Raw genomic sequence first — 23188 nt, 5'->3', positions numbered from 1 at the left:
GCGAGAACGGAATAAACCGGCAGGTTCTTTTGCGGCAAGCAATGATGTAGCATCGGTTGCGTCAGCGGCTCGAATCCACCGCCTTCAAGGCATACGTGTCAGGGGTTGGCGTTGTGAACACTCTTTCCATTGTTGTGCCTGCATTCGACGAGTCCGCTCACATCAGCGAATGCCTGGACGCATTGCTTGTCCAGAGCGAGCAAATTCACGAGATCATTGTCGTCGACAACAATTCGACCGACGATACCGCGGACATCGTCGCCGAGTACGGGCGGCAGTTTCCGCAGGTGATTCTGCTGCGGGAGTCCGAGCGTGGCGTCGTGCATGCACGCAACGCCGGATTCGACCACGCCAGCGGATCGATCATCGGCCGCATCGATGCCGATACCCGTATCGAGCCGGGTTGGGTCGAGTCGGTACTCGACTTCTTCGATCGCCGACTCGACTACGTCGCCGTGACCGGGCCGATCTACCTCTACGATTCCCCGTGGGCGCGACCGTACCGCGCGTTCGTCAACCGCTCGGTGCGAAAGAAGCCGTCTGAGCAGCGGGTTTCTGCCGCTTCGGGAAACAACTTCGCAATCCGTAAGTCAGCGTGGGAGGCCGTTCGAGATCGCACGAGTCTGCGAACGGATCTGCACGAAGACATAGATCTGTCGCTGTGTCTGAACAAGCTGGGTCTGCGAATCGCTCAGATCGCGTCGATGCGAGTCGAGGTGTCCGGGCGCCGTTTGCTCACCCCTCCGCTCGAGTATCGGCACTACGTCCAGAGTTCGTACCGTACGTGGGCTCATCACGGACTGGCCAGTGGTTGGTTACGCAGGCTGCTGATATCGGACATGATTCTGCACACTCTGCACTGGCCGGTCACTCGAATTCTCTCCTCGAGCGGATCTCGTATTCTGCCGGTGTCGCATTCCGAATTCGCCATTACATCCGTACGCGATCTATCCGATATTCGCAGCGAGAGCCCCGCAGACGCGGACCCCGGAAAGTAACCTCTCCCGGCATTGCCCGTGTTTCGACATCCTCGTCGGGTGGTCGTCGGATGCCCATAGGCTTCCGGAGAGCAAATTGTCCCGGACGGCCGGTAAGCATCTGCCTTGACTGTGTCGCCAGTACATGTGGCGATCAGCTGCAACCGGTGTCACTTCACGACATCCCAGGGAGCGATGTCGTGACATGAAAGGTTGCACTCATCGCCGCATTCGTTGGTTACGCTGGCCGGTAACCGAGTCCCTGACAAATGTGTGTGATCGAAAGGTTTGCCGGCTGTGGCCAAACGAGTGACAACCCAATTGGTGGACGATATCGACGGGTCGGTCATCGACGACGAATCCGGCGAAACGATCGAATTCGCGGTGGGCGGTGTCGAGTACGTGATCGACCTGAAAGCAAAGAACGCCACCGAGTTTCACAGGAAGCTCGACTACTACATCGAGCATTCCACTCGTGTCGGTGGCCGCAAGCGCAAGCCCTCCCCCGCCGGCGCGACGACGCCCGCGAAGACCGGGACACCGGCCACGCGTGATCCGGCACAGACACGCGCGATCCGGCAGTGGGCATTCGACGAGGGCTACGAGCTCAGCAGTCGTGGCCGCATCCCGGCCGCCATCGAAGAAGCGTACAACGCCGCTCACTGACCAGGCCGTGGAGTCTCTGCAGCTGAGCAACAGCGCGAAGAGGGACGCTTTCTAGTGCTCGTCGCCCCCTCTGACCCAAATCTGTCCGGAGGAACGCTAGATTGCCCCGTATGAGCGAGAACGTCGGCGTGGCTGCGGTGCCCGATCACGTGCTCGATGAGCTTGCCGAGGTTCTGATCGACAGGATCGATCAACTCCTCGATCGGGTGACCGATCGGGCTGTGGGCGCGCCGCCTCCGGGATCGGCGGCGTGGGAGTTGGAGTGGAGTGCCCGAGACACGGCGATCGGACGTGCACGCATAGCCGAACGGTCCCGTGTACGGGATGAATTGGCGCGCCGTGCTTTCGCCGGACTCGGCATCGCCGAAGGTTCCGCACCGGCGGTGCCGGCTCGGCACGCTCCCCCGGTCCGACCCCGCCGGACGAAGCCCGGACGTGTCCGCGTCGACGAGGCACAGCTGACCTTCTTCTGAACCCGCCGCTCGGACTCGTTTCCCGATGGGTGCAGGCGTACGACCCCGCTGCTGTCCTGCGGCACCCGTTTACCGACGCACGGTGCGTTTCTTGGTGCCTGCGGTGGATTTGCGGTCCTCGAACTTCAGCTTGAATCCGAATGTCTTGCTGCCCTGGTAGGTACCTGCGGCCAGTGCGCCCTTGGCCCGGTACGTCCTACCTGTCTTGCTGGTGGCGTCGAATTCGATGGTCTCCCCGGCTAGTAGCTTCTCCAGTTCCTGCTCGGTGAAGTCCTTACCCGGCCAGTGTTCGTTGGCACCCCATCCGCGGCCTTTGAACGTGACCGGTTTGCCTTTCCACACTCCGCTGACCAGATCGGTCCGAGGTGGCCGCTCTTCGAACTTCGGGTTGAAGCTCACGTGTGGGTACTGCTTGCCGTCCTTGTCCATCACGCCTGGTTCGAGTTTGCCCGTGCACGTGAACGTCTTTCCCGACTTCGCGCTCGTCGCGACGATCTCGATGACCTGCCCGGCCAGCAGTGCCGCTACTTCGGAGTCGGTGAATCGGTGGCCACCGAAGACCCGCTTCGCGCGGGTCACGACCGTGCCAGCGTGGGTGAAGTGCAGCTCCGGCGGCAGGTCGATCATCTCTACCGCCGGCCGAGTCACCCCGGCCTTGCCCATGCGAGCCTTCAGTTCGCCGGGGAGCGTGCTCGAATTTGCCTTCATCGTCTCGAGGTCGTGACGCACCAGATCGGCCACGAGGGACAGATAGTCGGCTGCCTCACCGGTTCCGGCCTCGATCTGCGCCATCTGCTCGAAGACCTGCTCGGTGATCGTCAGGTCACCGATGTGCGTGCCCGGCAGAATCCGATGGTTGAGTTCGCCGATCGCGCTGAGGGTGATCTTGCCGCGCTGCTCGACCATCAGCGCCTTGCCATTGCTGTTGTTCGTCACCTCGGCGTACGTGCTCGTCCGGGTCGCACCGGTACCCACGTTCCGCTTCTCGAGCTGTTTCATCAACCATCCCATCGTCGGGTGCGGGGGCCGAGTGGGGAAGCCCTCGTGGACGAACGGGTCGGCGACGGTGCCGAGCGCGGTGACACCCTCCGGCTGGTCGCTACTCTGCTGGTCCTCCTCCTCGCTGGTGAACACGCCTTTCCACCCGGCGACAACGGGCACGTTCAGCGACCCGACGAAGCTCGGGTACTGCTCGACGTGGCCGCGATGCTGGTCGTACTCGTAATCGGGGGCGAGCATGGTGAGGTAGTTCTTGGCGAGGAGCTCGTAGATCTCTTTGCCCAATGCGCCGTAGGTCTTCTCCACTGCGTCGAGGCTTGCTGGGACGTTGGGGCCCGGGCGGTTGGCACCGTGCGCGCCACCGGATTTGACGTGGCTCGTGCGCGGTCCGCGATGGCTCAGCGCCGCAGGGTCGACTCCGACGACGCCGGCGATCGTGTCGACCAATGGAAGTAGCTCGTTGAACTGCTCGATCGAGATGAACTTGTCCTCGGTGCGCGGGTAGGACACCACCTGCGCCTCGTACATCTTCTGATAGGTATCGAGGACGTTCTTGGCTCCGAAGCCCTTCTTCGCCAGCAGAGACGACAGAGCTGCGAGGTCCATCAACCGCGGCGGACCTGTCTTCTTACGGCTCGTCCCGTCGTGGACAACCGGCGAGGAGACGAAGCCGCCGGGGACATCGACCTGTGAGTCGAATCGATCGACGTCGGGATCGGCGTACGTCACACCGTTCTCGTCACGAAAACGGTTCTCGTAGAACGCCTTCTTGACGTAATTCCTGTGGGCGTCGAGGCCGTCACCCACGATCACGACCATCGCGGACTTGAGCCGCCCGTTGCGGAGCACAGTGGTCGCGCCCACGGTTTTGGTCGCAAGCCTGGTGAACTGCATCGAGAGCATGTCCCACTTCGACCGAAAGTCGGCCTTACGGTAGTCGCCCTCTGCGGCGATTGCGCTGACCGCTCGACGTGCCCTGAAGGCCTTCTGCAACGACGCCGGTGTCTCGTCCAGGAACTCCATCCGTTCGAGCTTCTTGTTCTCCAGGCCCAGGTATTCCACGATCTCCCAGCCCAGGAGTGAGCCCTCACCGGTTGGGTCGAGATCGGCTGCGTTGCAGACCGTCTCGCATCCCGAAAGCACCTTCTCGAGTTCCTGCAGCAAGCTTTTCGCATCCGAATCGGTGACCAGCTTCCCGCCGGACACCCGGCGCCGGACCTCGCGCTCCCATCGGAAGTCGGCTGCATTCCACGGTAGATGTTCGAGCTCCCAGCTCCGGTACTTCTCGGCGAGGGACGACGGGACCATCGCGGAGGGGTCCTTCAGCTCGAGCAGGTGACCGCGAGCATTAACGATGACATACTCCGTGCCCTCGAACGTGCCACTCATCCCACCCAGCGCTGCCGCGAAATTGCGAGCCGCCGAGGGCTTCTCGGTCAGAATTCCAATCTTTCCCATGTTATCTGCCTCTTTTCGAGAGTTCAGTGATCCGTCGGTAACGGTCGATCTTGTTCTGCGCGTGCTTGTATGGCTGATTCGTGCAGCGCGGCCCAGTCCTCGTTCTCGAGGAGCGTCGAGGTGCCACGTCACCCGATCTCGACGACGGTGGCGGTGAGGGCTCGGTTCGCTTTCTCGGCGAGCTCGGCACCGACTGGACTGTCCATCAGCCGCGCGAAAGCGGCCACGCGATCTTGGTTGAACAGTCGCAGCTCGAGGTCATCGTCGCTGAGGCGAGATAGATCGTCGGCGTCGGTTGTGCTGGTGGGGGGGTGTGTTCATGGCAGGCCTTTCCGGATGTAGGCGTTAGAGGATGGGCCGAAATCGACTCCGGATGGTCATCCGGTCTCCCAGATCCCGCACCAGTCGGACTCGATCGACAGGATGTCGGTCACGCGTGCGTCCAGATCGGTGACGTCGCCGTGGGTGGTATCGAGGCCGTAGATGCCGACGGCATTGGTCTCCAGCAGCAAGCCGCCGTCCTGGTCGACCTCGAGACCGACATCGAGGTAGGCAGTCCGTCCGGCGGCCTCGATCGTCTCGAAGGCTTCCGCGATCTCGGGCCACGTAGCTTGCCGCCGCGCTGCCGCGTCGCCGCTGGGCACCGCCGCCTCGCCGGGATGGGCGGCGAGCAGCCTCGGCCAGGGGATCGGTGCGTTCGCCCATGCCAGAAGCAGTGACGAGGCCACCGCCGCATCGACCCGTCCGATCAGGGCACCGGCCGTCGCCTCACGCAGCCAGTCCGGCACGTCGGCGTCCGCGGTGAACGTCCCCCGCTCGTCACCGTCGATCGAGGTCCAGTCGATGTGCGAGCGCAGTTCGGTGAACCTGCGGTGCGCTCGCGGGCTCCATTGCGCCCAGTACCGGTCGCAGGACTCGGTCAGTTCGGCGCGTGTGTCCTGTAGAGCACGTGCGCAGGGCAGACAGTGCGGATCGGTATGAAAGACGTCGACTGACCAGGCTCCGTTGGGGGCACCATCCGGTTCGCCGGGAAGCGTGGCCCTGCTGACCCAGTTGCCGTGCCGGGGAACGGTGGGTGCCACAGTGCCGGTTATCTCCCGGAAAGGAGCGGCACCGAGGATGGGCACCAGGTCGCACACGAGCCATACGGCACGGTCACCGACGCTCCAATGATCGGAATGCAGTCGAGGATCGCTCACCAGATCTGAGGTCACGACAACTCCTTCTCGCCGGGGTCGGAATACCGGTAGCTCTGCTGGGTCGGGACTGCGGAAGCGCAGACGATGCCGGTCGATCCGAGCCCTGCCACCACTGCACCCGTCGCAGGCAGCCCATCGGCGGCGAGCGATATGCAGCGCACATCCACCGCTGTTCGGCGAGGACCGTCATCCCCATCACGAGCGCAATGAGTGCCGCGTTCATCCATATGTACGGATTCAAGAGATATTCAGGCCGTCCTGCGACACGAGCGAGGATCGATCCCGCACGCGATCAGAACTGCGAAGATCTCCCGCACCATCCGGCGCGGCAGCACAGCCAAGGATCGTCGAAGTCGCGGCCTGCGTAGCGACGACGGGGACACCACTATCGAGACACAGCAGAGGACAACAGCGATGACGGCAATCAACCATGCCAGCGCGAGGGCGAATCCGGCAGCCACGCTGCTGGATCCGATCTCTTCCGCTGCCCTCAATACGGAATCGAAAGCGTCGAACACCGCCAGCATCGTGGGCCGCACGGTGTCTGCTGCGGCGATATCGGCGCGCACGGAATTGAAATCGACCCACCGCGAGAGACCGAGCAGCAATGTCAGCGCCGCGACACTGATAGCGAAAAAGCATGTGGGTCGCAGGTATGGCAGAAGGTCACGGGCGAACCTTGCCACTGGCCGCGTGTTTGTAGTGTCGGATAACAGGTCTCGGGGACTCATCTGAACAGCTCCAATCGAATAGGTAGGGACGCAGTGGCCCCGAAGTTGTAAGCGGCGTCGATATGAATCAGGTACGTCGGTCGAGCGGTGAGCATCGGTCGCATCAGTACTGCGGTCTGAAACGTGTTGTGCGGCAGTAGCGGTGAACTAGTCATGAAATACAGGGCGAGAGGCTGTAGGTGCCCGGCCATGATCAGGCAGCCGAGGACGGAACCGACCAGCACTTTGGTGTTCTCTACCTCGCGGCCGTCGTGGTGCTTACGGGTTCGTGCCATGCGGCCCAACGCGACCAGCACCCCGATTGCGCAGGCCAGGTAGATCGAGAGCGTGAGCACTCCGAGCACCTGCCGTGTTTCGAGTACGGCCGTCATGCGATCCACCCCAAGAACTCGTAGGCGGCAAACGAGACAAGGCCGCCGACCGCGGTCCCGATCAGCACTCTCATGGTCTTGGCCGCACGGCCTTTCTTGCTCATTCGAGTCCATGCGATGCGGCCCAGTGCAACAGCAAACGCTGCTCCACAAAGGACACACATGGCCAGCATCAACCCCCGAACTATCGGCAGCATCGTCAATGGCCCGGTCGGTGGGGGCAACGTGCTTCGGTCGGGTGCAGCACAACCTGAGCGAACAACACAGCGGACTCGGTGATCACGAGGCTGTATCGCCGAAGCACGGTGCGCCCCACAGGCTTGCACCGTTGGTCTGCGCAGTCGATTGTGCGGCAGTGATGTTCGTGGCCTCGGCCAGGTGTTGGTCTTGATAGATGTACGCCCGGGCCATTCCGGTTTCGGCGGCGCGGACGCTGTAGTTGCTCCCGTCGGGGAGCTGGACGTAGCGCAGGAGGCGTCCGTAGCGGTCGGTGTCGTTGGCTACCGGATCGGCGGTGAGGGTGATCGTGGTGCCGTCAAGCTGCTGATGAGCCCAGGCGCTTGCTTCCGGCCCCCAGCACTGCACCGGTGCGTCGGGGTCGACCGTTTCGGGGGTGTCGATACCGAGAATGCGGACTCGTACCGGGTCGCCGCCGGTCGACAGACGCACGTCGACGGTATCGCCGTCGATCACCCGATCGACGACACCACTGGTCGTAGAGACGACCTCAGAGGCGTGTGCGGGGTTCGGGGGAGCGGTCAGGGGATCGCAGCCCGCCAGCATCGCGGCAACGGCAGGAGCAGCTACACAGACCGAGAGAACGCGCGTCCTTGTGCGCGACAGACGTGGGGAACGGGCAGAGTATCGAGGGAGTGCGGACATGAGGGCCTTCGTGTGGGTGCGAGCGCGTCGGCCAGCACACGGCCACCGGGGCACACGCTGCTGAGCAGCGGTCGGTGGGTGCTGACCACAGGACGCTCGACCGTGACCCTCATCGACGGTCGAACACACCAGCCAATTTAGCGCATGGCACCGACATGATGGGCGTACGCGCCTGACCTGCGGATTCGTCTCGGAAAGGTTCGAAGCGGTGCTGAGACGGCCGCGAAGCGGCAGCATGGCGGGCATGGGTGATGTTGTCGAGTTCGTGCCGCGGTTCTCTTTGACCGATCGGCAGCGGGAGCTGATGCGAATACACGCGTGGGTGTGCGCCGACGGCGCGTACGACGACATCGATGAACGCGCAGACGATTCCGTCGACCCGACCGAGTGGTGGTGCCTGTTCGACCGACTGCCCGAATGCACGTTCAACGAGTCCACCCAGTGGCGGCGTCAGATGGCCCGATCGTTCGACGACTTGGCCGAGGAGCTCGACGCCGGCCAGCTACCGAGGCCTCGCACGATGGCGGAGCAACTGGCGCTCATGATCGTGATCGTGCACGCCTCAGCTGCCCTTTCCGATGCCGAGTACGGCGAAGACGTTGCCGCGCTGCCCACTCACCCGCGAGACAGCGATTGGGATGCCGTGTCGGACGGTTTGATGGATGATCGTGACGCCGAGGCGTTCTACCATCCCTCCACCGCCGCGCAGTGGCTACGAATCTTCCCCTGCAACACCTGGTTCACGCCTCGGGATGGGCAGGTTCCGCGTGATCCTCGACGAGGGTTTCGACGGTAGGTTCTCCCACACCAAAGCCATCGATCGTTTGTGTGCGCAAGCCTCCCCAAGAGGATTTGGGGAGGCTTGCGACGGGTGCTCATCGGATTTCGACGGCTAGGTCGGAGGATTGCGGCTGGTCCGCAGGAACCAAGTCATGTACTCGATTAACGTCGAACCGCCCGACTCGTCGTATGAATTGCTGCTCGACAGAGAACCGATCGGATACGACTCGACAGCAATCGGCGCAATCCCGACGTCTCGAGTCGATCCTCTACCGAACATCCCCATCCGCCTGGGGCGAACGTCTTTGCGAACTAGGTAGAGAGTGCCGTCGACTCCGACTGCGTGCGGATCTCGCATCGCCATGAACGACCAACCCATGACGGATGACTCGAAGATCTGGTGGCCGTTCCAGCGCGTTGGATCCAGAAACTGTGAACCGTCGTATGGGCCTAACGCAGGGATCGGGAGCGGCGAAATTCCATACTCTCGAGCCAATCTCACGAATTCGGCAACAGCCAGCCAGCCCTCATCTTCTTCTTTCGCCTCTCGTGCGCGAACCAGCTCCGAGCGGGCCTGCTCGGCTTTATCGAGACCGTGGATGCTGTCTTCAATCCCCACGATTTACTTACCCTTCTGTAGGAGTTCTACGGCGTCATTACGCGCAGGGTGGGCAGCACGGTCTGAAGCCATTGTTGGATCTCGCTGAGATCGGACGCCAACGTCATGGCGTCACTTTAGTCAGGATCTGCTGTTCGAGCGGTACCGCTCGATGACTGAGTAGCGTTGATTTCGCGATCGCCCGAAGACCCCAATTGCCGTCAATAGGCTGGGCGGTGTCACGCAGACAGCGTGCTGAAACCCTCTGGCAGTGGCGAGACTTCGAGGCCCCCACGACCGCACAGTCATGCCGTCGGTCGTAAACAACTACTTTGGTCCTACACCTTCACTCGCCAACCGTTCCCTCACACTGTCCGGCATGGAGGAGCATGCGTCCGGCTCATCAAGTGTGTCGGAGAAATCAGAGGCCGGTTCGTTGATTCCGATGGTTCCAACGACGCCCTCCCATCCACCCATCTCAGACTCGATCTGAGGTATGAACCATCCAGCGGCTCGGTTGACTGAGATGGGGACGAGCCAGAAGGCATTCTCGCTCAGGTCGATGCCGCCCTCTGGTGCACGTCGTACGTCTTCGCCCAGCGGCAAAGTGCCCGCCAGCTGCTGGGCTTGGTTGGCGCTGATGTCCCAGGGCGGCAGACCGAAGTAGTACCAGGTGGCTGCACATACGCCGTAGAGGTCGGGTCCGAATTGTGCGATGTTGAGATAGATCTCCATCATTCGTTTGTCGGAGATGGTGTAGCCGAAGGGAATTGCGAATACGGCCTCGACGCCCTTCTTGATGACGTTCTGTGATCGGTTGAAGAAGATGTTCTTTGTGACCTGCTGCGGGATCGATGATCCGACTGGGTCTTTTTGCCCGCGGAGTTTGGCGATTATGCGGTCCCCGAACTCTGCGTAGTCGAAGGGGGCCAACCGTGTCCCCAGCTCACCGTCTTCGTGGACGATGGCAGCCGAGATCATGTACCGACTGATGTGGTCGATCGACACGTTCTGCTGAACGGTGTTTCCGGGCGCATCGTCGGTTGCCATGAACATCGTTCGCGATGGGTCAACGAATGTCAGGACAACGGCAAGCGTCTCGACCAGCAATAGCATCGTCACCAGCACTAGCGCGGCCCTCTTGAGCCACCGCCGGACCCACGAACGCTTCCTGGGTGGATCAGGGCGAACCCACGAGTCATCCGACGGTGCAGTATCCGGTCGATGAACCTGCTCAGCCGGTGAGCCTGGGGTATCCCGACCCGAACGGTGCAGTTCGGAATATGGATCTCCAGGCGGATTCAGGTTCGAGTCATCGCTAGTGGTCACTGTGGCTGGCCCCTCCGCGAGCGAGTAATGCAATACCCGCCGTCCAGCCCTGCGCTGTGACGTATCGCCGAATAATACCCCGGAAGCATTGCTGTTGGTTTGTTTAGTGGGGGTGGTCACCGCCCGTCGGCGTCGTCACCGCCTCATCACCATCAGGCGTCGACGAGGCGGCGGATTCGGCCCCTATTTCGATCATGGGGCACTGCCCGGCGACTCCTCGCACGACCAGCCTCCACCCCGGCGCACGGGTTGTACGGTTGACGATATGAACAGTCCGATCGACGATGCCGCCCAGGCCTGGAGCTGACCATGCGCTCGACCTGCGCTCTCTACGTCGACACCGGCTACCTACTGGCGTCCGCTGCCAAACGCGTGACCGGTACCTCGCTGCGCAGTGGAATACACGTCGACTACGCATCCCTGATCGCGTCGCTGATCGGAATTGCCGAATCCCGATCAGGGCTCCCGGTCCTGCGCGTGCACTGGTACGACTCCGCTCGCCACGGTGTGCCCGACGCCCAGCAGGAGCGCATCGGTGAGTTGTCGAAGGTCAAACTCCGGCTCGGACGGTTCGGTGTGAACGGAGAGCAGAAGGGTGTCGATCTGCGCATCGGACTCGATCTTGTCGCCCACGCCCGCAACGACGCATCCGACGTCTTCTTCCTCGTCTCGGGGGATGACGACCTCACCGAAGCCGTGGAGGAAGCGCAGGCACACGGTGTGCAGGTCGTCCTGCTGGCCGTGCCGACCGCAGCCGGGGCACCGCACGCGGTGAGCAGGCATCTCCTGCGAGCGGCAGACGAACTCGACACCATCGACGGTTCCGCCGTCGATGCCGCCGTGACCAAAATCGAACGACGATCACCGCCAGAACCGGCAATCCCGGCACTCACACCCTCGAATGCTCAACCCTCGCGTGGTCGTCCGACTCCGCTCGACATCGTGACCAGTTCAGGCCGCAGCACCGCGGTACCTCGGCCCGTTCCGTCGACTCATGTGCCGGTTCCCGCGTACAGCGGCTCGACCGGGCAACCTTCGTGGATTGCACCCAGCTACGAGGAGCAGACAGCGCAGGACGACCTCATCGAAAAAGTGGCGGTCAACGTCCTGGACTCAGTGCTGAACAGCAACACCGCAGACGACGTGCGCGAACTCGAACGCGCACGCCCGTCCATTCCGCCCGACATCGATCGGGCGCTGCTACGCGATGCCTCCGATGCGTTGGGCGTCGACGACCTCGACGCGAACATCCGCCACCGCCTCCGCGCAGGCTTCTGGCGCAAGTACGAGGGATCGGCGACGGAATAAGTCCTCGAGTAGCCGCTCTGCCTCAGCGGGCCGCTTCCCATGTCTCCACGTTGAGGAGATCGGGGTACCCCATCTCGGTCAAGGCGCGCACGATCTCGCGGACCGGAATCCCCGCATAGAACGGGGCCTCGGCACTATCTTTCTTGCTCAGCTCTTCGGCGACCATCCCCACGACGCGACCGTCTTGCGCGACGATCGGGCCGCCGCTGTTTCCTGGCCGTGCAATAGCCGAGAAGAGCATCAGGTCGAGGCCGGTAAGGCCCACGATGTGTGGATTGACTACCTCCCCTCTGTGTACGACGATCGCCGATTCACGCGTCATCGGCACTGGTGGGTAGCCGAGAGTCCATGCCGAATCCGACCACTGAGGATCTCTGAAGGCAATCCCAGCACCGAGGCTGTACTTGCCTTCCAAGCCTGACACCTCGAGTATCGCCACATCGATGTGTTTGTCAGGTCCAGCGCTGCTCGTGTGTGAGGTCGTCTTCGTAACCTGTAGCTCGATGGGAGGAACCGATGTGCCGGCGGAATCGGGTGGAGCCGACGTCGATGTCTTCAGTGCCGAATCGACCGTCATGCCATCCACGACATGACGATTGGTCAGGATGTGCTTGTCGTCGATCAGTAGACCGGTCCCGATCTGCGGGTCACCGTCGGTGTTCGTGCCGGTGACGGCAATCGTGCTTGCCATGAACGACCGGATCAGGAATTCGGGCCCCAGGACCTCGGACAGCCATAGATCACCAGAGGCCTGCGCTTTCGTTGCGCCTTGATTCATGGCGTAGTACGCGTCCAAGAACGGCGGAGGTCCGGCACCTGGCATCCGTTGGAGTAACCCCGCAACCGTGAGCTGTTCTGCAAGAGCACGGATTTGGAACGCTACATCCCAGGGCTTGTCGATCAGACCGGCCTTCTCGGCGTACTGCAGAAAGTCGGTGAGTGTCAGTGGGGTGATGTGCCCCAGCCCGGACGTCGGCTTGCCCAGCGCGGCCTTCACTCTGTCGCTGTTGATCGGTAGAAACACCTGCAACATGTCCTTCGCGAGTTTTAGGCGCAGATCGGTCGGTAGCTTCGTGTGTTGGTTCATGGGTGTCGTCATCGGGCGTCCTGTTCCGCTCGGGGGGTGCTGAGCTTTACAGGAAGTCTGAGACACCGGGTAGCTGCTTCGCAGCCGAATCGGCAGGCTCGTGAACGGCAGAGGTGACGCAAGTTCCTTGATGAATTGGAAAACCCGCCAATCAGAATCAATTGGCGGGCAGCGCAACTAGATGAGCGCGATAAGTGCTAGAAGCACTATAGTCGCAACTGCAATGTTGAGCTTGAATCCACGATATTCGATGGATAACTTCATATCCCTGGTATCGACGCGTCCCGCACGACTTGCCGAGCCTCTCGGATGATCACGAGACACGCAATCTCGTAGTGCGAGAGGGATTGGCATGACCGCTGTCAGCTATCAAAGCTCGACGTTCAAGTGCACCGCTTCGTAAGCCCCCCGCTTGCGTTGTGTGACGTCCGGATTGCCTGCCTTTGCTCAAGCTGAGCAAAACTGACTTAAGCATCGAATGGACCGAGACACTACGGTAGTAACAATCGCTGACAGTTGGGACTATCCACTCAGTTCATACGGCCCAATTGCTGGTCGATATATCTTAGTGGAAGCGTAGTCCTGCCGTGAAAATAGTTTCGAGTGCACCATTTTCGTCTGGCTTTACTTCCTCGCCGGCGATCGTGCGAAGGGTGAGCAGAAGCGGTTGCAGCTCTCTGAGCATTGCGGAGGCTTGTGCCGCGCTTGGTCGCTGCCCGGTTGCTATGCCCAGCGAGAGTTGATTTACAGTCGCGGCGTTCAATCGGCCGTCTTTCAGGACCGCCCAGGGTTTTGCATCGTCTATGTCCGCAGTGTCGTCATTTGCAGGATCCTCTAACTCGGCCAAGGACTTGCGTGCACGTGCGGCAAGAACCGCCGCTGCGCCGACAATTAATGTGTTTTTGGGTGCTTCTGTGTAGTACATTTTTGCTGCGGAAAAAAGCTCGTTGCGTTTGATTTCGAGTAGCGGGATTGTCGAGGTATTTAGTGGGTGCGTGCTGTTCTGTGCAGGTGAGTCGTCCTTCGTCTTTGCAAGGTCGAACAAGTAGTCAGCTACCAGTAGTTGGCCGATGACGCCGTATCCGCACAGCAGTATCAGATCGGGCAGATGGATGTCCTGACCAGTGTCGACATCGCCGCGGACCCGGTCCGCCAACGCGAACATTGTTTCAAGGGCGCGGCGGGGGGTCTCAGCTTCCAGTCGATGTTGTAGCGCGAGTGTATTCAGAAGGTGGTCTCGTAGATCCAGGAGTTCTTCGGCATCTATGAATTCGAGCGGTTCGTTGTCTGTGGCGTAGGCGACGTGAACAGCGCACAGTCGCGTCAAAAAGGGGACCAGTATTCGTGGGGGAAGACTGAGGCCAGATTGGGCGTGCTCTCTCATTGTGCGGGCCATCGTGAGCACTGCGTCGAACTCAGCTGGAGGGCTTTGGTGGACGAGCGCTTCGGCCCGTGCGCGGTGAAATTCGGCTGCGGCCGCGTTGACTGGTTGGTTGAGCTTGCCCTCGTAGTCTCTTTCCGTCTGTTTGTGGGTAGCGACTGCGCTCAGCTGGGCCAATACTCTGAGCTTGGCTTCAAGAATCGCCGTCGTGCTGGGGTCTGAGCCCAGTTCCTGACAGACTATCCGCGCGTTGCGTTGCGCTGCGGCTGCTGCATTGCGGGCCAGCTGCCCCCCTAGAGCGTAATGACGGCCCCTGTCCTTCCGTAGATGCCGAATTCCACGCTCTGCTACTTTCAACGCTTCGTCCACTCTGTCTGCGTCATCGGGGAGCTGTAGCAGGCGGTAGGACAAGTAGCAGCATTGTGCCGCGAGCAGGTGTTCTTCGTGAGGGTGCAATGCCAACGTGTCGGTATAGATGTCGCGGGTCTGAGTGACTGCTTCGTCTATCGGCAGGTCATCGAGCGCCCGAAGAATGCGGAGTTGCTCGGCGGCGAACTCGCGGTCCTGGCCATTGGGAATACGATCGGATTGCACGCGAAGTGCACTAGGAACCTCCCGTCCTCCTCGATCCCGCTCGGCGACGATTGCGGCGACGACGTCATGGATCGTTGGAAACTGCCGTTTGATTGTGTTGACCGAGACGCCGGCTTCGAGAGCGAGATTCTTCATGGTCATCGTCTGCAGTTCCCCAGCGTCGGCGAGGCGGTCGCCAGCAGCGACAATCAAGTTACGGCTGTGCCGCATCCGACTCTCTCCAGCTCTCTTTGCCGCGTCGTTGCCTGTGCTTGCGCGCGAGGATCCTGCGTTCATGGCCATGACGTTCCCCCTGCTGGTCGATGACGCAAGACGCTACCACAGGTATCCACGTGGATACTGGCGATCAACCAACGTGAATGTTGCTCCATGTCTTGATCGATGAGGAGGCCCGGCTTAAGTTTATTGCACGGGTGATGACAATATCGCTCTGAGCAGGAGGAATAGGATGATTACCAGTCCGTCTGTCCATCGCGCGATCAGGTCTGATTTCGAGGTCGAGATCAACTCGGAACTCGCACAAATCGCTTCGCTTCACGAACCCACCAGGCGTTCCCTGGGCCGTCGGGTTGCAACCGCAGTAGCTGGGTTGGCGGTAGTAGGTACAGTCATCGGCGCAGGTGCGGGTTCTGCTACTGCGGCCCCGGCGATCCCGTGGATGCCTCATGCGCCGAACAACAGCCCGCGATCAGAGTTCACGGACTGCGGCCAGTATCGATGCACGAAGTACTTCAGCAAGGAGGCGACTGCCGCGATCGCCGACTACTCGGGGAATGGGTTCGTCGACCTGGCCCAGGTCTTACCGGAGCCAATCGTGCATCTGTTCTTCGGTAATGAGATCGAGGCGACGCAAGAGATCGAGGACAACGCGAGGGAGGCAGCCGTCAATGATGGGTGCCTGCAGATCTCTCACAAGATCGGCAATAAGCGGGACTACGCCTACAGCTGGACCACCCATCCGCACTACTGCGGGTCGGAAAACGCCCGCTACGACCGAGTGAGCACGTCCGGCGTCGGTTGATATATCCGGGGATGGCCTGGTCAGGATTTACGTTCTGACCAGGCTGTCGTCGCGGGTTCGGTCGGCCCCGCCGAACAAAACATCACACGCCAAAGGTGATGGCAGTCATTGCCGATAACAGATAGATGACATGATCCCAGTTGAAACGAGGTATTCATCGTACAGATCTAGATTACGAGGGCCATTTTCGGGCTGCGGAAGACTGCTTCGTCAGAGCGGCCGAGAGGGTGCCGACTGACCGTGCCCGTACGTGAAACGCTTGCAGCGAGGTGAACAGATCGCCGAGCTCTTACAGAACCAACATTGCTTCAGCATCTCTACTCCCTAGGCCCGCGCGTCTGCGGATCACTACTACGCGTTGGGAGTCGCTACGGTTATTCCAAATACGTCCCCGATTGTTCGGCACACGTCACAAACCGGCTTTGACACGTGGTCTTGACGTGGAACGAACCATTGGCCGCAAACCCCCTGAACCGGGTCGCCCTCAACGATGCTCTCGGTCAGCCGGGTCGTATGGACGACATGGGCGGTTGTGCCCGGCTCCATGTGGCCTGGATGATCGGCGGATAAATCTCCACGGCAGATGGAGTCCAACTCCCCGGTATTAGGTACCTCGATCGAATGGATTCGAGTAGCTAGAAACGTTGAACCCCAACGGCTCTCGCAGGGGTGTATGGATGCGAGAACGATTTGCTCGGCCCATTCGAGAAGGCCCGGCACGGCCCAGTTCAACGTGTTGATCTCCACCAGGAACTCGTGAGGGTTGCCGTCGTCCGCCGACACATACATGACCGAGACGGTGCACAGGGCATTGCCGCTCGGGCCGGTAATCGTCTCACTGATCAAGTTTCCCGAATTGCGCGCCGACTGCACCCAGGTCACGGTGTCACGAACGAGTCCGAGCTCCCAATCGATCAGATCGTCCTCGCCGAGCTCACGTGCTCCCAAAGCCTTGTCTTGGCTAGTGGGCAAGAAGTAGTCGTGTCCGCGGGTGTCGACGAGCTCCATGAACTGCTTGTAGAAATCCTTGCGCGATCCTGCCGTCCGAGTGCCACCAGCGACAAGCCACGCCTGGCCGTCGGCATCTTCGTACACCGCTCCCCGCCACCGGTTTACCTTGACTTTCCAGTACACCGGCGGAGACGCGATACCCGAGATGCTCTCTCGGAGCTTGTCGGCGTCGGCGTCGACCGGAAAGTCGTCTACCGCCTTACCGATCAAGGGATGCGCGAGAGTGTGGACAGGTTTGATCATCCAGGCCAGGTTTCGTGCAACGAGCTGTTGGTCGTCGCTGTTCTCCCAGCCGCCGTCGAGATCCTCGCGGAGGCAGCGCAACGTAGGTCGGGTCGAGGTGGTCACGGTGCCATTGTGCCCGACCTGCGTACGACTAACCCTGTTGTTCGGCTCGGGCGGTTTCGCGTGTACGAGAGGGATGGGCGGCCCTTACCGCCATCTTCTGGCGCTCGTCCTGCTGGCCGGCAATGAAAGCCTGAACGTCACCAAAAGTGGTCCGGCGGTCGTTTCCGACCCTGACGAACGGCAGCGCATTGCTGTCCATCAGCTTGTAGACGTGCCCGCGACTGACGCCGATGATCTTGGCTGCTGCCGATGGTGTCAGTTGCTGCTCGTTTGCAACAAATGAGAAGTCCTGGCCGGCGACGACCGAGTCCCGAAGGTTGACCAGGCATTCGCGCAGAGGACTGTGTTCAGGCAGTCGTTCCGCGAGTGTGCTCAACTCGTCGAGCTCCCTCTGGGGAACAGAAGACGCTTCAAGCGTGCGCATTTTCGTGTCCTAACATGTGAGTCGGTAGCTCGGCCTGAGATGTACTCAAGTGCTACAGGTGACACCACCGTATCACCCAAGTGCCACAGGTGTCACGCACGCTGTAGGCGCGATCGGTTGTGGCGGTCGTCAGCCCGGACGTTCGAGCGCGGGGAAGATTTCGTACAGGTTTGCAAGTAGAACCGTGCGGTTTTTGCCCCTAAGCAGGGGTGTTCCGAGATTTCGGTGAGTGCTCATTAGGGCACCGGGACCGATCGGAGCACGGCATGGGGACAACCGCCTCGGCTGGATCTGAACCTGCCGGATTCGTTTCTCATATTGTCGATATCGAAAATTCTGCGCGGGCCAGGTGTCCGCGAGGTCACGCGCGACGTCGTCGCGACAGGGTCGTGAGACCGCCGTCCGGCACCGTCTATCTCAAACGATAATCATTGCCGATAGCAGAGGTTAGTCAGGTTGCGCTCGACAGTGCAGCGGTAATCAACGTCGGTCGACTTGGTTCGGCCGAGACTGTCACTGAACTGAGTAACTACCACTCGTGACGCGGATTTTCGACAACATCAACTCGCACTTGGGGCGGGCATACGTGGGTCGACGACAGCCCCGATGAGGAAACAGAAGAAACCTTCGAGTTCTGACTGGCCAAAGAGTGCGGAGGAGGCAGTCTATGCTTATTTCAACGGATTGGATGAGGGGGGCGATTTTGACGATTGATAACGACATTGACGTATTTAACGCATTGTCGAAGCTTCGCGAGGGTTTAGACGTATTCTTGACAGATGTCTGCCGCACGCACGACTGGACATCTATTCTCGCTGAACGCGATGTTCATCGAGGTGTAACGGGCAAGGTCTATGCACGGGATACTCAGTCATGTCTACGTATGCTCACGGAACAACTATCGGTTTCACACACTATTCGCCAACGTCTGGGTCGAGATCGGATTGCGTTGGCAAGCGAACTGCGAGAAGTCAGAAATAAATCTTCTCACGCTGACCCCGAAAATGCCTTCAGTGATCAAGACGCATATCGCGCTTTGGACTCGATCGAACGCCTGCTGGCGGCAGTTGGGGCACATTCGCTCGCATCTGAAGTGCAAACAATGAGGCTGACCACCTTAATGCGTCTCGTCGTGAAGGAAGGGGGGACGCCAAGTGAAGGGCGACCCTCGATTGTATTGCCGCCAAGAAAAACTGATACCGTGCAAGATTTGCATTCAGGGAGGGAGGGTGATAAGCGGTCTGCTCTCGACGTACTGATTCGTGACGTCACTGTCCAGCGCGTCTGGTCGGATGGAGCCCGCCCTGTAGAGGGCGGCGAAGTACTCCTCGAGTATCTGCGCAGCCCAATGGACAATGAGTATGACTTTGATTCTTCGGACGGGGACGAATATGGCAGTGAGGAAATTAAGTTCCGCGCGGATGTGCTTCTCGGTCTGTTGCCCTTCATTCGCAGTAGTGTCGGTACGCAGGAGCCATTGTCCGGCATCGATATTCGTGGCGTTGACCTGAGTGGAGCAGATTTGGCTGGTGTTACCTTTCCTTCCAATAGTAAACTGGACTACATTAGATTTTGTGGTGCTAATCTTAAATCTTGCGTGATAAAGCCAAATTCGCTTCTGCTCGACGTGGATTTCTCCAATGCAGATCTTACTGGAGCAGTAATAGATACATCCATGTCTAGATGTATTTTTAGGAATGCTGTGCTGTATCGGTCGGCTATAAGCGGCTATCTCTCGGATCTTGATTTTTCTCGCGCAAATCTGCGCTATGCGCGGCTTACGTACGAAATTCAAGACTGCACTTTCGAGGGTGCCGACCTTGAATGTGCTGAGATTGTGGCAGGGGACGGCATAATGAGGTGCAACTTTAGTCGCGCGAGGTGCTTATCCACGGCAATGAAATTTTTTGAGATTAAAGACTGCAATTTTGAGATGGCTGACATGCGCGATGCAGATCTTGGTTATGCGTTCGGTAATGTTCACCAATTCTCGAATCTGCAGAGAATGCAGGCGAAGTTTGATGACTTCAACAGGCCTGTATCAGACGAGTAGGGCCTACCCTCTGATATGCAGCGGATTCTCGGAGACGTCAGGAATCGAACGAGCTGTACTGCGTCGGAGCCGACGATTCTATCGTTGCTCGTATCGACTGCTCAATGTGTGTTTCTGGAACCGGACTGGCCTCGAGGCGCGTCAAACGCCTGCTCAGCAACTCGACTATAACTGGCTCGGTCCGCCGGGTACACCGTCATGGCACCTCCCGCTGCCCCCTCATCTGTTACCGAAAATCATTACCGATAACAGATATTATGTCAGGTAGACCTCCGTATGTGATGTGCCGCAACGGTTTTCACTACGTTTTGGTAAGCGCCGACCAATCTCGAATCGGTGTCACGAGGTATCAAGTCTTCGCGCGGGTAATGGGCGAGACGGCCAAAATGTTTGTCTCGTTTTGAGCTCTGTGCAGGGCCTCGTCAAGCCACTGTCGACCACCATAGGCATCATCATCGTCGCCCTCCGATCGATGAGTGGGTACGTGCGGTGAGGAAACTGACTCGATGGGGGACGAGCCAGATTTGGTTGTCGCAATCTTCAAAAGCGGCGTCCCAGCACGTCGAGCCCCTGAGTGGTGTCTTTGTCGCGTTTGTCGGAGACACGGGTTAGCCTGACGCGCACTATGACTGCGTACAGTTTCGGTAATCGTTGGGTCGGAATCATCGCGCTGGGTACCCCGCCTCCCCCTGAACCGTTGCACAAGATGGCGCTGCGCCTGCGCGCAAAGCTTCTTTCCCGCACGGTGTCTCTCGATAGAACCGTTGTGGTCCCCGTTGACACCCTGATGCAGTCGCTGGCCCGACTGCGAATGCAGCTGACCGTATCGGGTCAGGATGCGCGGTCACAGGAATGCCTCGAAATGGAACGCAAGTTCCGCGCCGGGCGCACCCCCGTACTACGGCCTTGGATAAACAAGGCACTACTCGAAGTGCACACGCCGCTCCCCTCACGACTACCGAAGGACAACGCCGCGTCGGCTACAACAACGACGGCACGGACGGAAAGCACTGTGCTCACCGGGTGGGCGCAGTATCCGCAGGCACCGCGGTCTCCGTGGGTACCACCGCCGCCGCCGCGGCTGTTGCAGGATCTACGGAAGATGGACTTGGTCCTGGATGAGGATGCATTGTTGTGGGTGCGGTGGGCGTGCCTACACAGAAGCTACCTTTACGAATCGGTACCCGACAGCCCGGTCAGCCCGGCGGTGCTGGATCTGCTCGATGCCCTCGGACGGGGCTGGATGCGTCTGGCAATGCTCGATCGAGTCCGCACGCAGCGCGACGATTTCGCTACAAATAATGAGGTCAGCGGCGTCCTCGCCTCGGACCATCACGCCCGGGCCCTTCTCGGCGCCTGGGTCGGCGACGTCCAGGCAGCGTTCTATGGCAAGGGCGAAGCTGCCCTGATCGCAAACGGTCGGAAAAGCTCCGCGCCAGTGGGCGTCGCGATGCAGATCCTCGGGGCCTTGTCGCTGGTCACTGCGTCTCAGGCACCGGCAGATGCACTTCTCGAGCGGATTTCGTTCACTCCTCAACGCCCGGAACCGGACTGGGCAACGGTCCTTGGTTCAGCGTTGAAACGCAAACCGGAGTTCGTACGCTCTTCATCCGGCCCGGATCACGACAAGACTTTCAGTGTGACGGTGACTGCTAACGGGCTTTCGGCGTCTGCCTCCGCGAAAAGCTTCAAGACGGCGCGTAAGGCCGCTTCACGCTCGTACGTCCTGCAGCATCTGCCTCGCGCAGTGCAAGACGACTCACCCGGTCGTGCGCAACCAACAGTAGCGCCCCGCCTTTACAGAGGCGACTTCCCGCAACACATGCGTGCGACTCGGTGGGCGCAGCAAGCCTTCGAGGTGGCTGACGCCGCGTGGATGAGCCAGGCGCTGACACACCGATCCTGGGTTCACGAGAATGCAGCGATGGTGGCCGAAGCCGCCCAGCGTGATTACGGGACCCTGGCCGCTGAAGGCTCTGAGGTTCTTACCACCTTGGTGCGTCATCATTATGTGCTGCAGACCCTGAGTTCCTCGTCCCGGCTGGCAACGACGGTGGCTGTACACCCGGCAGTGTCGGCCGAGGTCGTGCTGCCCTTGTTCGACGCGATGCCCGTAGGAGCCGGGGTGCTTCGGGGCAGGGGCATGCCCGTGCTGAGTCGGGAGGTCAAGGAAGATGTCGCGCAGGCCATCGCGGCTGTGGCATGGCGCGCCAACGGAGACCTCCTCATGGAGCGTCAACCCCAGACGGTAGCGAACTGGATCCGTTCCTTCGAGCCGCCCGTTGATTCATCGACCCAGCTGCAGGAATATTGCGCGCGCCTGAGGGTCGACTACGACTTCGACTACGAACGTCGTGGCCCCGACCATCAATCGGAGCAGCGCGCAACCATCACATTCGCCGTCGACGGCCGTCCGCGCTGTCGCGGGCCATGGCGCTCTGGAAAGACCCCGGCGAAACAGGCGGCGGCAGCGATTGCACTGGGCTGGGTTTTCGGCCGCGACGAGACCGGTCCGTCGCCAACCGGGGACCGTCTGGCGCTGCTGCGGGAAGCGTTCCTTGCCGAGCTGCGCCTGGCCGACCCAGACCGGTGGATCCATTTCGATAGGGACGTCATCTCCGGCACGCTGGGTGTCGATCTGCTTGCTGCCAGGGACTATGACGGTTATTTGCACTGGAGTCGAGCACGAGCGCATTTGGTCCCCGGTTCGGCGATTGCGACCGTTGCCCGACTGACCGCGTTCTACAATGCAGTTCTGACCCAGCACTGCCGGGCGGCGGTCCGCCGGTGGAGTGTTCAGAACACTCCCTTTCACGGCGCGGAGGTGCTGCCGACGGAGCTCGCCGACCACATCGCTGCTTGGCGAGCCGGGTCGGGTCCCGGTCGACTGACGCTGCTCGAAGACCTATTGACCATGCTCCGCGGCGCTGACCGGGTAGCAGCCACCCTAGATTACGTGCAGCGGCAGGCGCATACAGTCGCAGATTCCGCTGGCGTTCGTCTCGAAACCGAAAGCAGCAGCGATGCCACCGGTCGGTCTGTCGTCCTTCATCTTCCAGGGGCGCGATGGTCGGAGGCGTTCGAGCCGGTCATAGATATCGTCGACACCATTGTCGGCGGAGCGATCTGGGTCCAGGAGGCCGAAGTAATCTCGGTCACGATCCCCCTCGAACCGATAGCCGACGACCCGATGACGCGGGCCGGGCTATACGCCATTGAGGGGGTGTGGAGTGATCCATGGCTGAATCGAGTACGCGACGCTCTGACAGATCTCTTGCTGCTGGTCGAATACCTCCCCGCATCCGAGGCTGGACCGTCACCAGCACAGGTGGACGAGTTGGCCCGCGCCGAACATGCCCTCATGCTGTGCCTACGGACCAAAAGGTAAGGCAGATGGTGATCGGGACATTGCCTCTGGCGCAGAAAGATTCCTCAGAACTCGAGGAATTGGCGTGCGCTCAGACCGTCACGAACCACCAGCGCATGCAACTATGCGGA

General features: G+C 60.5%; 20 protein-coding genes. 9 read left to right on the top strand and 11 right to left on the bottom strand.

Annotated elements, in window-relative coordinates; genetic code table 11:
- Positions 1-113: 113 nt before the first annotated feature.
- The 3 genes from K414_RS25575 to K414_RS0100415 all read left to right on the top strand — a co-directional run bounded on the left by K414_RS25575 (position 114) and on the right by K414_RS0100415 (position 2116).
- Positions 114-998 (top strand): glycosyltransferase family 2 protein, encoded by an 885-nt coding sequence (locus tag K414_RS25575; protein ID WP_161631771.1) that lies wholly within the window; start codon positions 114-116, stop codon positions 996-998.
- A gap of 276 nt (positions 999-1274) precedes the next feature.
- Complete coding sequence (locus K414_RS0100420; RefSeq protein ID WP_027494173.1) at positions 1275-1643, top strand: Lsr2 family protein; 369 nt, start codon at positions 1275-1277, stop codon at positions 1641-1643.
- Between the two features lie 110 nt (positions 1644-1753).
- Positions 1754-2116 (top strand): hypothetical protein, encoded by a 363-nt coding sequence (locus K414_RS0100415; RefSeq protein WP_027494172.1) that lies wholly within the window; start codon positions 1754-1756, stop codon positions 2114-2116.
- A gap of 69 nt (positions 2117-2185) precedes the next feature.
- On the opposite strand, the gene K414_RS0100410 is transcribed toward K414_RS0100415, so the two are convergent.
- Positions 2186-4573, bottom strand: a complete 2388-nt coding sequence (locus K414_RS0100410) for a DNA topoisomerase III (RefSeq protein ID WP_027494171.1) — start codon at positions 4571-4573, stop codon at positions 2186-2188.
- An 80-nt stretch (positions 4574-4653) separates the two neighbouring features.
- Here K414_RS0100410 and K414_RS29030 point away from each other — a divergent pair, with 80 nt between their 5' ends.
- The gene (locus K414_RS29030; RefSeq protein ID WP_027494170.1) at positions 4654-4854 is read left to right on the top strand and encodes a hypothetical protein; all 201 of its coding nucleotides are present in this window, start codon (positions 4654-4656) and stop codon (positions 4852-4854) included.
- 96 nt (positions 4855-4950) lie between these two features.
- Here the strand turns inward: K414_RS29030 and K414_RS0100400 are convergent, their stop codons facing one another.
- The 4 genes from K414_RS0100400 to K414_RS29025 form a co-directional block, all read right to left on the bottom strand.
- On the bottom strand, positions 4951-5787 hold the full coding sequence (locus K414_RS0100400; RefSeq protein ID WP_027494169.1) for a hypothetical protein: 837 nt from the start codon (positions 5785-5787) through the stop codon (positions 4951-4953).
- 233 nt (positions 5788-6020) lie between these two features.
- Positions 6021-6380 carry a hypothetical protein gene (locus tag K414_RS0100390; RefSeq protein ID WP_027494168.1) on the bottom strand — a complete coding sequence of 120 codons (360 nt, stop codon included), beginning with the start codon at positions 6378-6380 and terminating at the stop codon, positions 6021-6023.
- A 119-nt stretch (positions 6381-6499) separates the two neighbouring features.
- A complete protein-coding gene (locus K414_RS0100385; RefSeq protein WP_152530326.1) occupies positions 6500-6874 on the bottom strand; it encodes a hypothetical protein in 375 nt (124 codons plus the stop codon).
- Between the two features lie 279 nt (positions 6875-7153).
- Positions 7154-7657: a thermonuclease family protein gene (locus K414_RS29025; RefSeq protein WP_161631770.1), complete on the bottom strand. Its 504-nt coding sequence runs from the start codon at positions 7655-7657 to the stop codon at positions 7154-7156.
- Between the two features lie 343 nt (positions 7658-8000).
- Here K414_RS29025 and K414_RS28020 point away from each other — a divergent pair, with 343 nt between their 5' ends.
- Positions 8001-8552, top strand: coding sequence for a hypothetical protein (locus tag K414_RS28020; RefSeq protein WP_161631769.1), 552 nt, complete (start codon positions 8001-8003; stop codon positions 8550-8552).
- Between the two features lie 96 nt (positions 8553-8648).
- Here K414_RS28020 and K414_RS28765 read toward each other — a convergent pair whose 3' ends face one another.
- Together K414_RS28765 and K414_RS25560 are read right to left on the bottom strand one after the other, a co-directional pair.
- Positions 8649-9155 (bottom strand): hypothetical protein, encoded by a 507-nt coding sequence (locus K414_RS28765; RefSeq protein ID WP_152530323.1) that lies wholly within the window; start codon positions 9153-9155, stop codon positions 8649-8651.
- A gap of 306 nt (positions 9156-9461) precedes the next feature.
- On the bottom strand, positions 9462-10184 hold the full coding sequence (locus tag K414_RS25560) for a transglycosylase domain-containing protein (protein ID WP_161631768.1): 723 nt from the start codon (positions 10182-10184) through the stop codon (positions 9462-9464).
- 588 nt (positions 10185-10772) lie between these two features.
- Between K414_RS25560 and K414_RS0100350 the strand changes: the two genes are divergently transcribed.
- Positions 10773-11771 carry an NYN domain-containing protein gene (locus K414_RS0100350; protein WP_027494162.1) on the top strand — a complete coding sequence of 333 codons (999 nt, stop codon included), beginning with the start codon at positions 10773-10775 and terminating at the stop codon, positions 11769-11771.
- 22 nt (positions 11772-11793) lie between these two features.
- On the opposite strand, the gene K414_RS25555 is transcribed toward K414_RS0100350, so the two are convergent.
- Both K414_RS25555 and K414_RS0100340 read right to left on the bottom strand, forming a co-directional pair.
- A complete protein-coding gene (locus K414_RS25555; protein ID WP_081701499.1) occupies positions 11794-12870 on the bottom strand; it encodes a serine protease in 1077 nt (358 codons plus the stop codon).
- A 553-nt stretch (positions 12871-13423) separates the two neighbouring features.
- Positions 13424-15109, bottom strand: coding sequence for a hypothetical protein (locus K414_RS0100340; protein ID WP_152530322.1), 1686 nt, complete (start codon positions 15107-15109; stop codon positions 13424-13426).
- 172 nt (positions 15110-15281) lie between these two features.
- Here K414_RS0100340 and K414_RS0100335 point away from each other — a divergent pair, with 172 nt between their 5' ends.
- Positions 15282-15854 carry a hypothetical protein gene (locus K414_RS0100335; protein ID WP_027494160.1) on the top strand — a complete coding sequence of 191 codons (573 nt, stop codon included), beginning with the start codon at positions 15282-15284 and terminating at the stop codon, positions 15852-15854.
- 351 nt (positions 15855-16205) lie between these two features.
- Here the strand turns inward: K414_RS0100335 and K414_RS25550 are convergent, their stop codons facing one another.
- Positions 16206-17213 (bottom strand): DUF3039 domain-containing protein, encoded by a 1008-nt coding sequence (locus tag K414_RS25550; RefSeq protein WP_037218683.1) that lies wholly within the window; start codon positions 17211-17213, stop codon positions 16206-16208.
- 28 nt (positions 17214-17241) lie between these two features.
- Positions 17242-17637 (bottom strand): excisionase family DNA-binding protein, encoded by a 396-nt coding sequence (locus tag K414_RS25545; protein WP_051364816.1) that lies wholly within the window; start codon positions 17635-17637, stop codon positions 17242-17244.
- 667 nt (positions 17638-18304) lie between these two features.
- Here K414_RS25545 and K414_RS28760 point away from each other — a divergent pair.
- On the top strand, positions 18305-19690 hold the full coding sequence (locus K414_RS28760) for a Swt1 family HEPN domain-containing protein (RefSeq protein ID WP_152530321.1): 1386 nt from the start codon (positions 18305-18307) through the stop codon (positions 19688-19690).
- A gap of 1102 nt (positions 19691-20792) precedes the next feature.
- Complete coding sequence (locus K414_RS0100310) at positions 20793-23078, top strand: putative dsRNA-binding protein (protein WP_161631767.1); 2286 nt, start codon at positions 20793-20795, stop codon at positions 23076-23078.
- Positions 23079-23188: the final 110 nt, after the last annotated feature.

This window comes from Rhodococcus sp. JG-3 (genome assembly GCF_000482405.1).
GTDB lineage: Bacteria > Actinomycetota > Actinomycetes > Mycobacteriales > Mycobacteriaceae > Rhodococcoides > Rhodococcoides fascians.
Note: the sequence above shows the minus strand (reverse complement) of the source record. Positions and strands in the feature narration are given on the sequence as shown.

Excerpts from the sequence above, each read along its gene's own strand:
- K414_RS0100415 (WP_027494172.1), top strand. The coding sequence starts at position 1,754 with ATGAGCGAGAACGTCGGCGTGGCTGCGGTGCCCGATCACGTGCTCGAT.
- K414_RS0100410 (WP_027494171.1), bottom strand. The coding sequence starts at position 4,573 with ATGGGAAAGATTGGAATTCTGACCGAGAAGCCCTCGGCGGCTCGCAAT.
- K414_RS0100385 (WP_152530326.1), bottom strand. The coding sequence starts at position 6,874 with ATGACGGCCGTACTCGAAACACGGCAGGTGCTCGGAGTGCTCACGCTC.
- K414_RS29025 (WP_161631770.1), bottom strand. The coding sequence starts at position 7,657 with ATGCTGGCGGGCTGCGATCCCCTGACCGCTCCCCCGAACCCCGCACAC.
- K414_RS28020 (WP_161631769.1), top strand. The coding sequence starts at position 8,001 with ATGGGTGATGTTGTCGAGTTCGTGCCGCGGTTCTCTTTGACCGATCGG.
- K414_RS25560 (WP_161631768.1), bottom strand. The coding sequence starts at position 10,184 with ATGGCAACCGACGATGCGCCCGGAAACACCGTTCAGCAGAACGTGTCG.
- K414_RS0100350 (WP_027494162.1), top strand. The coding sequence starts at position 10,773 with ATGCGCTCGACCTGCGCTCTCTACGTCGACACCGGCTACCTACTGGCG.
- K414_RS25555 (WP_081701499.1), bottom strand. The coding sequence starts at position 12,870 with ATGACGACACCCATGAACCAACACACGAAGCTACCGACCGATCTGCGC.
- K414_RS0100340 (WP_152530322.1), bottom strand. The coding sequence starts at position 15,109 with ATGAACGCAGGATCCTCGCGCGCAAGCACAGGCAACGACGCGGCAAAG.
- K414_RS0100335 (WP_027494160.1), top strand. The coding sequence starts at position 15,282 with ATGATTACCAGTCCGTCTGTCCATCGCGCGATCAGGTCTGATTTCGAG.
- K414_RS25545 (WP_051364816.1), bottom strand. The coding sequence starts at position 17,637 with ATGCGCACGCTTGAAGCGTCTTCTGTTCCCCAGAGGGAGCTCGACGAG.
- K414_RS28760 (WP_152530321.1), top strand. The coding sequence starts at position 18,305 with ATGCTTATTTCAACGGATTGGATGAGGGGGGCGATTTTGACGATTGAT.
- K414_RS0100310 (WP_161631767.1), top strand. The coding sequence starts at position 20,793 with ATGGACTTGGTCCTGGATGAGGATGCATTGTTGTGGGTGCGGTGGGCG.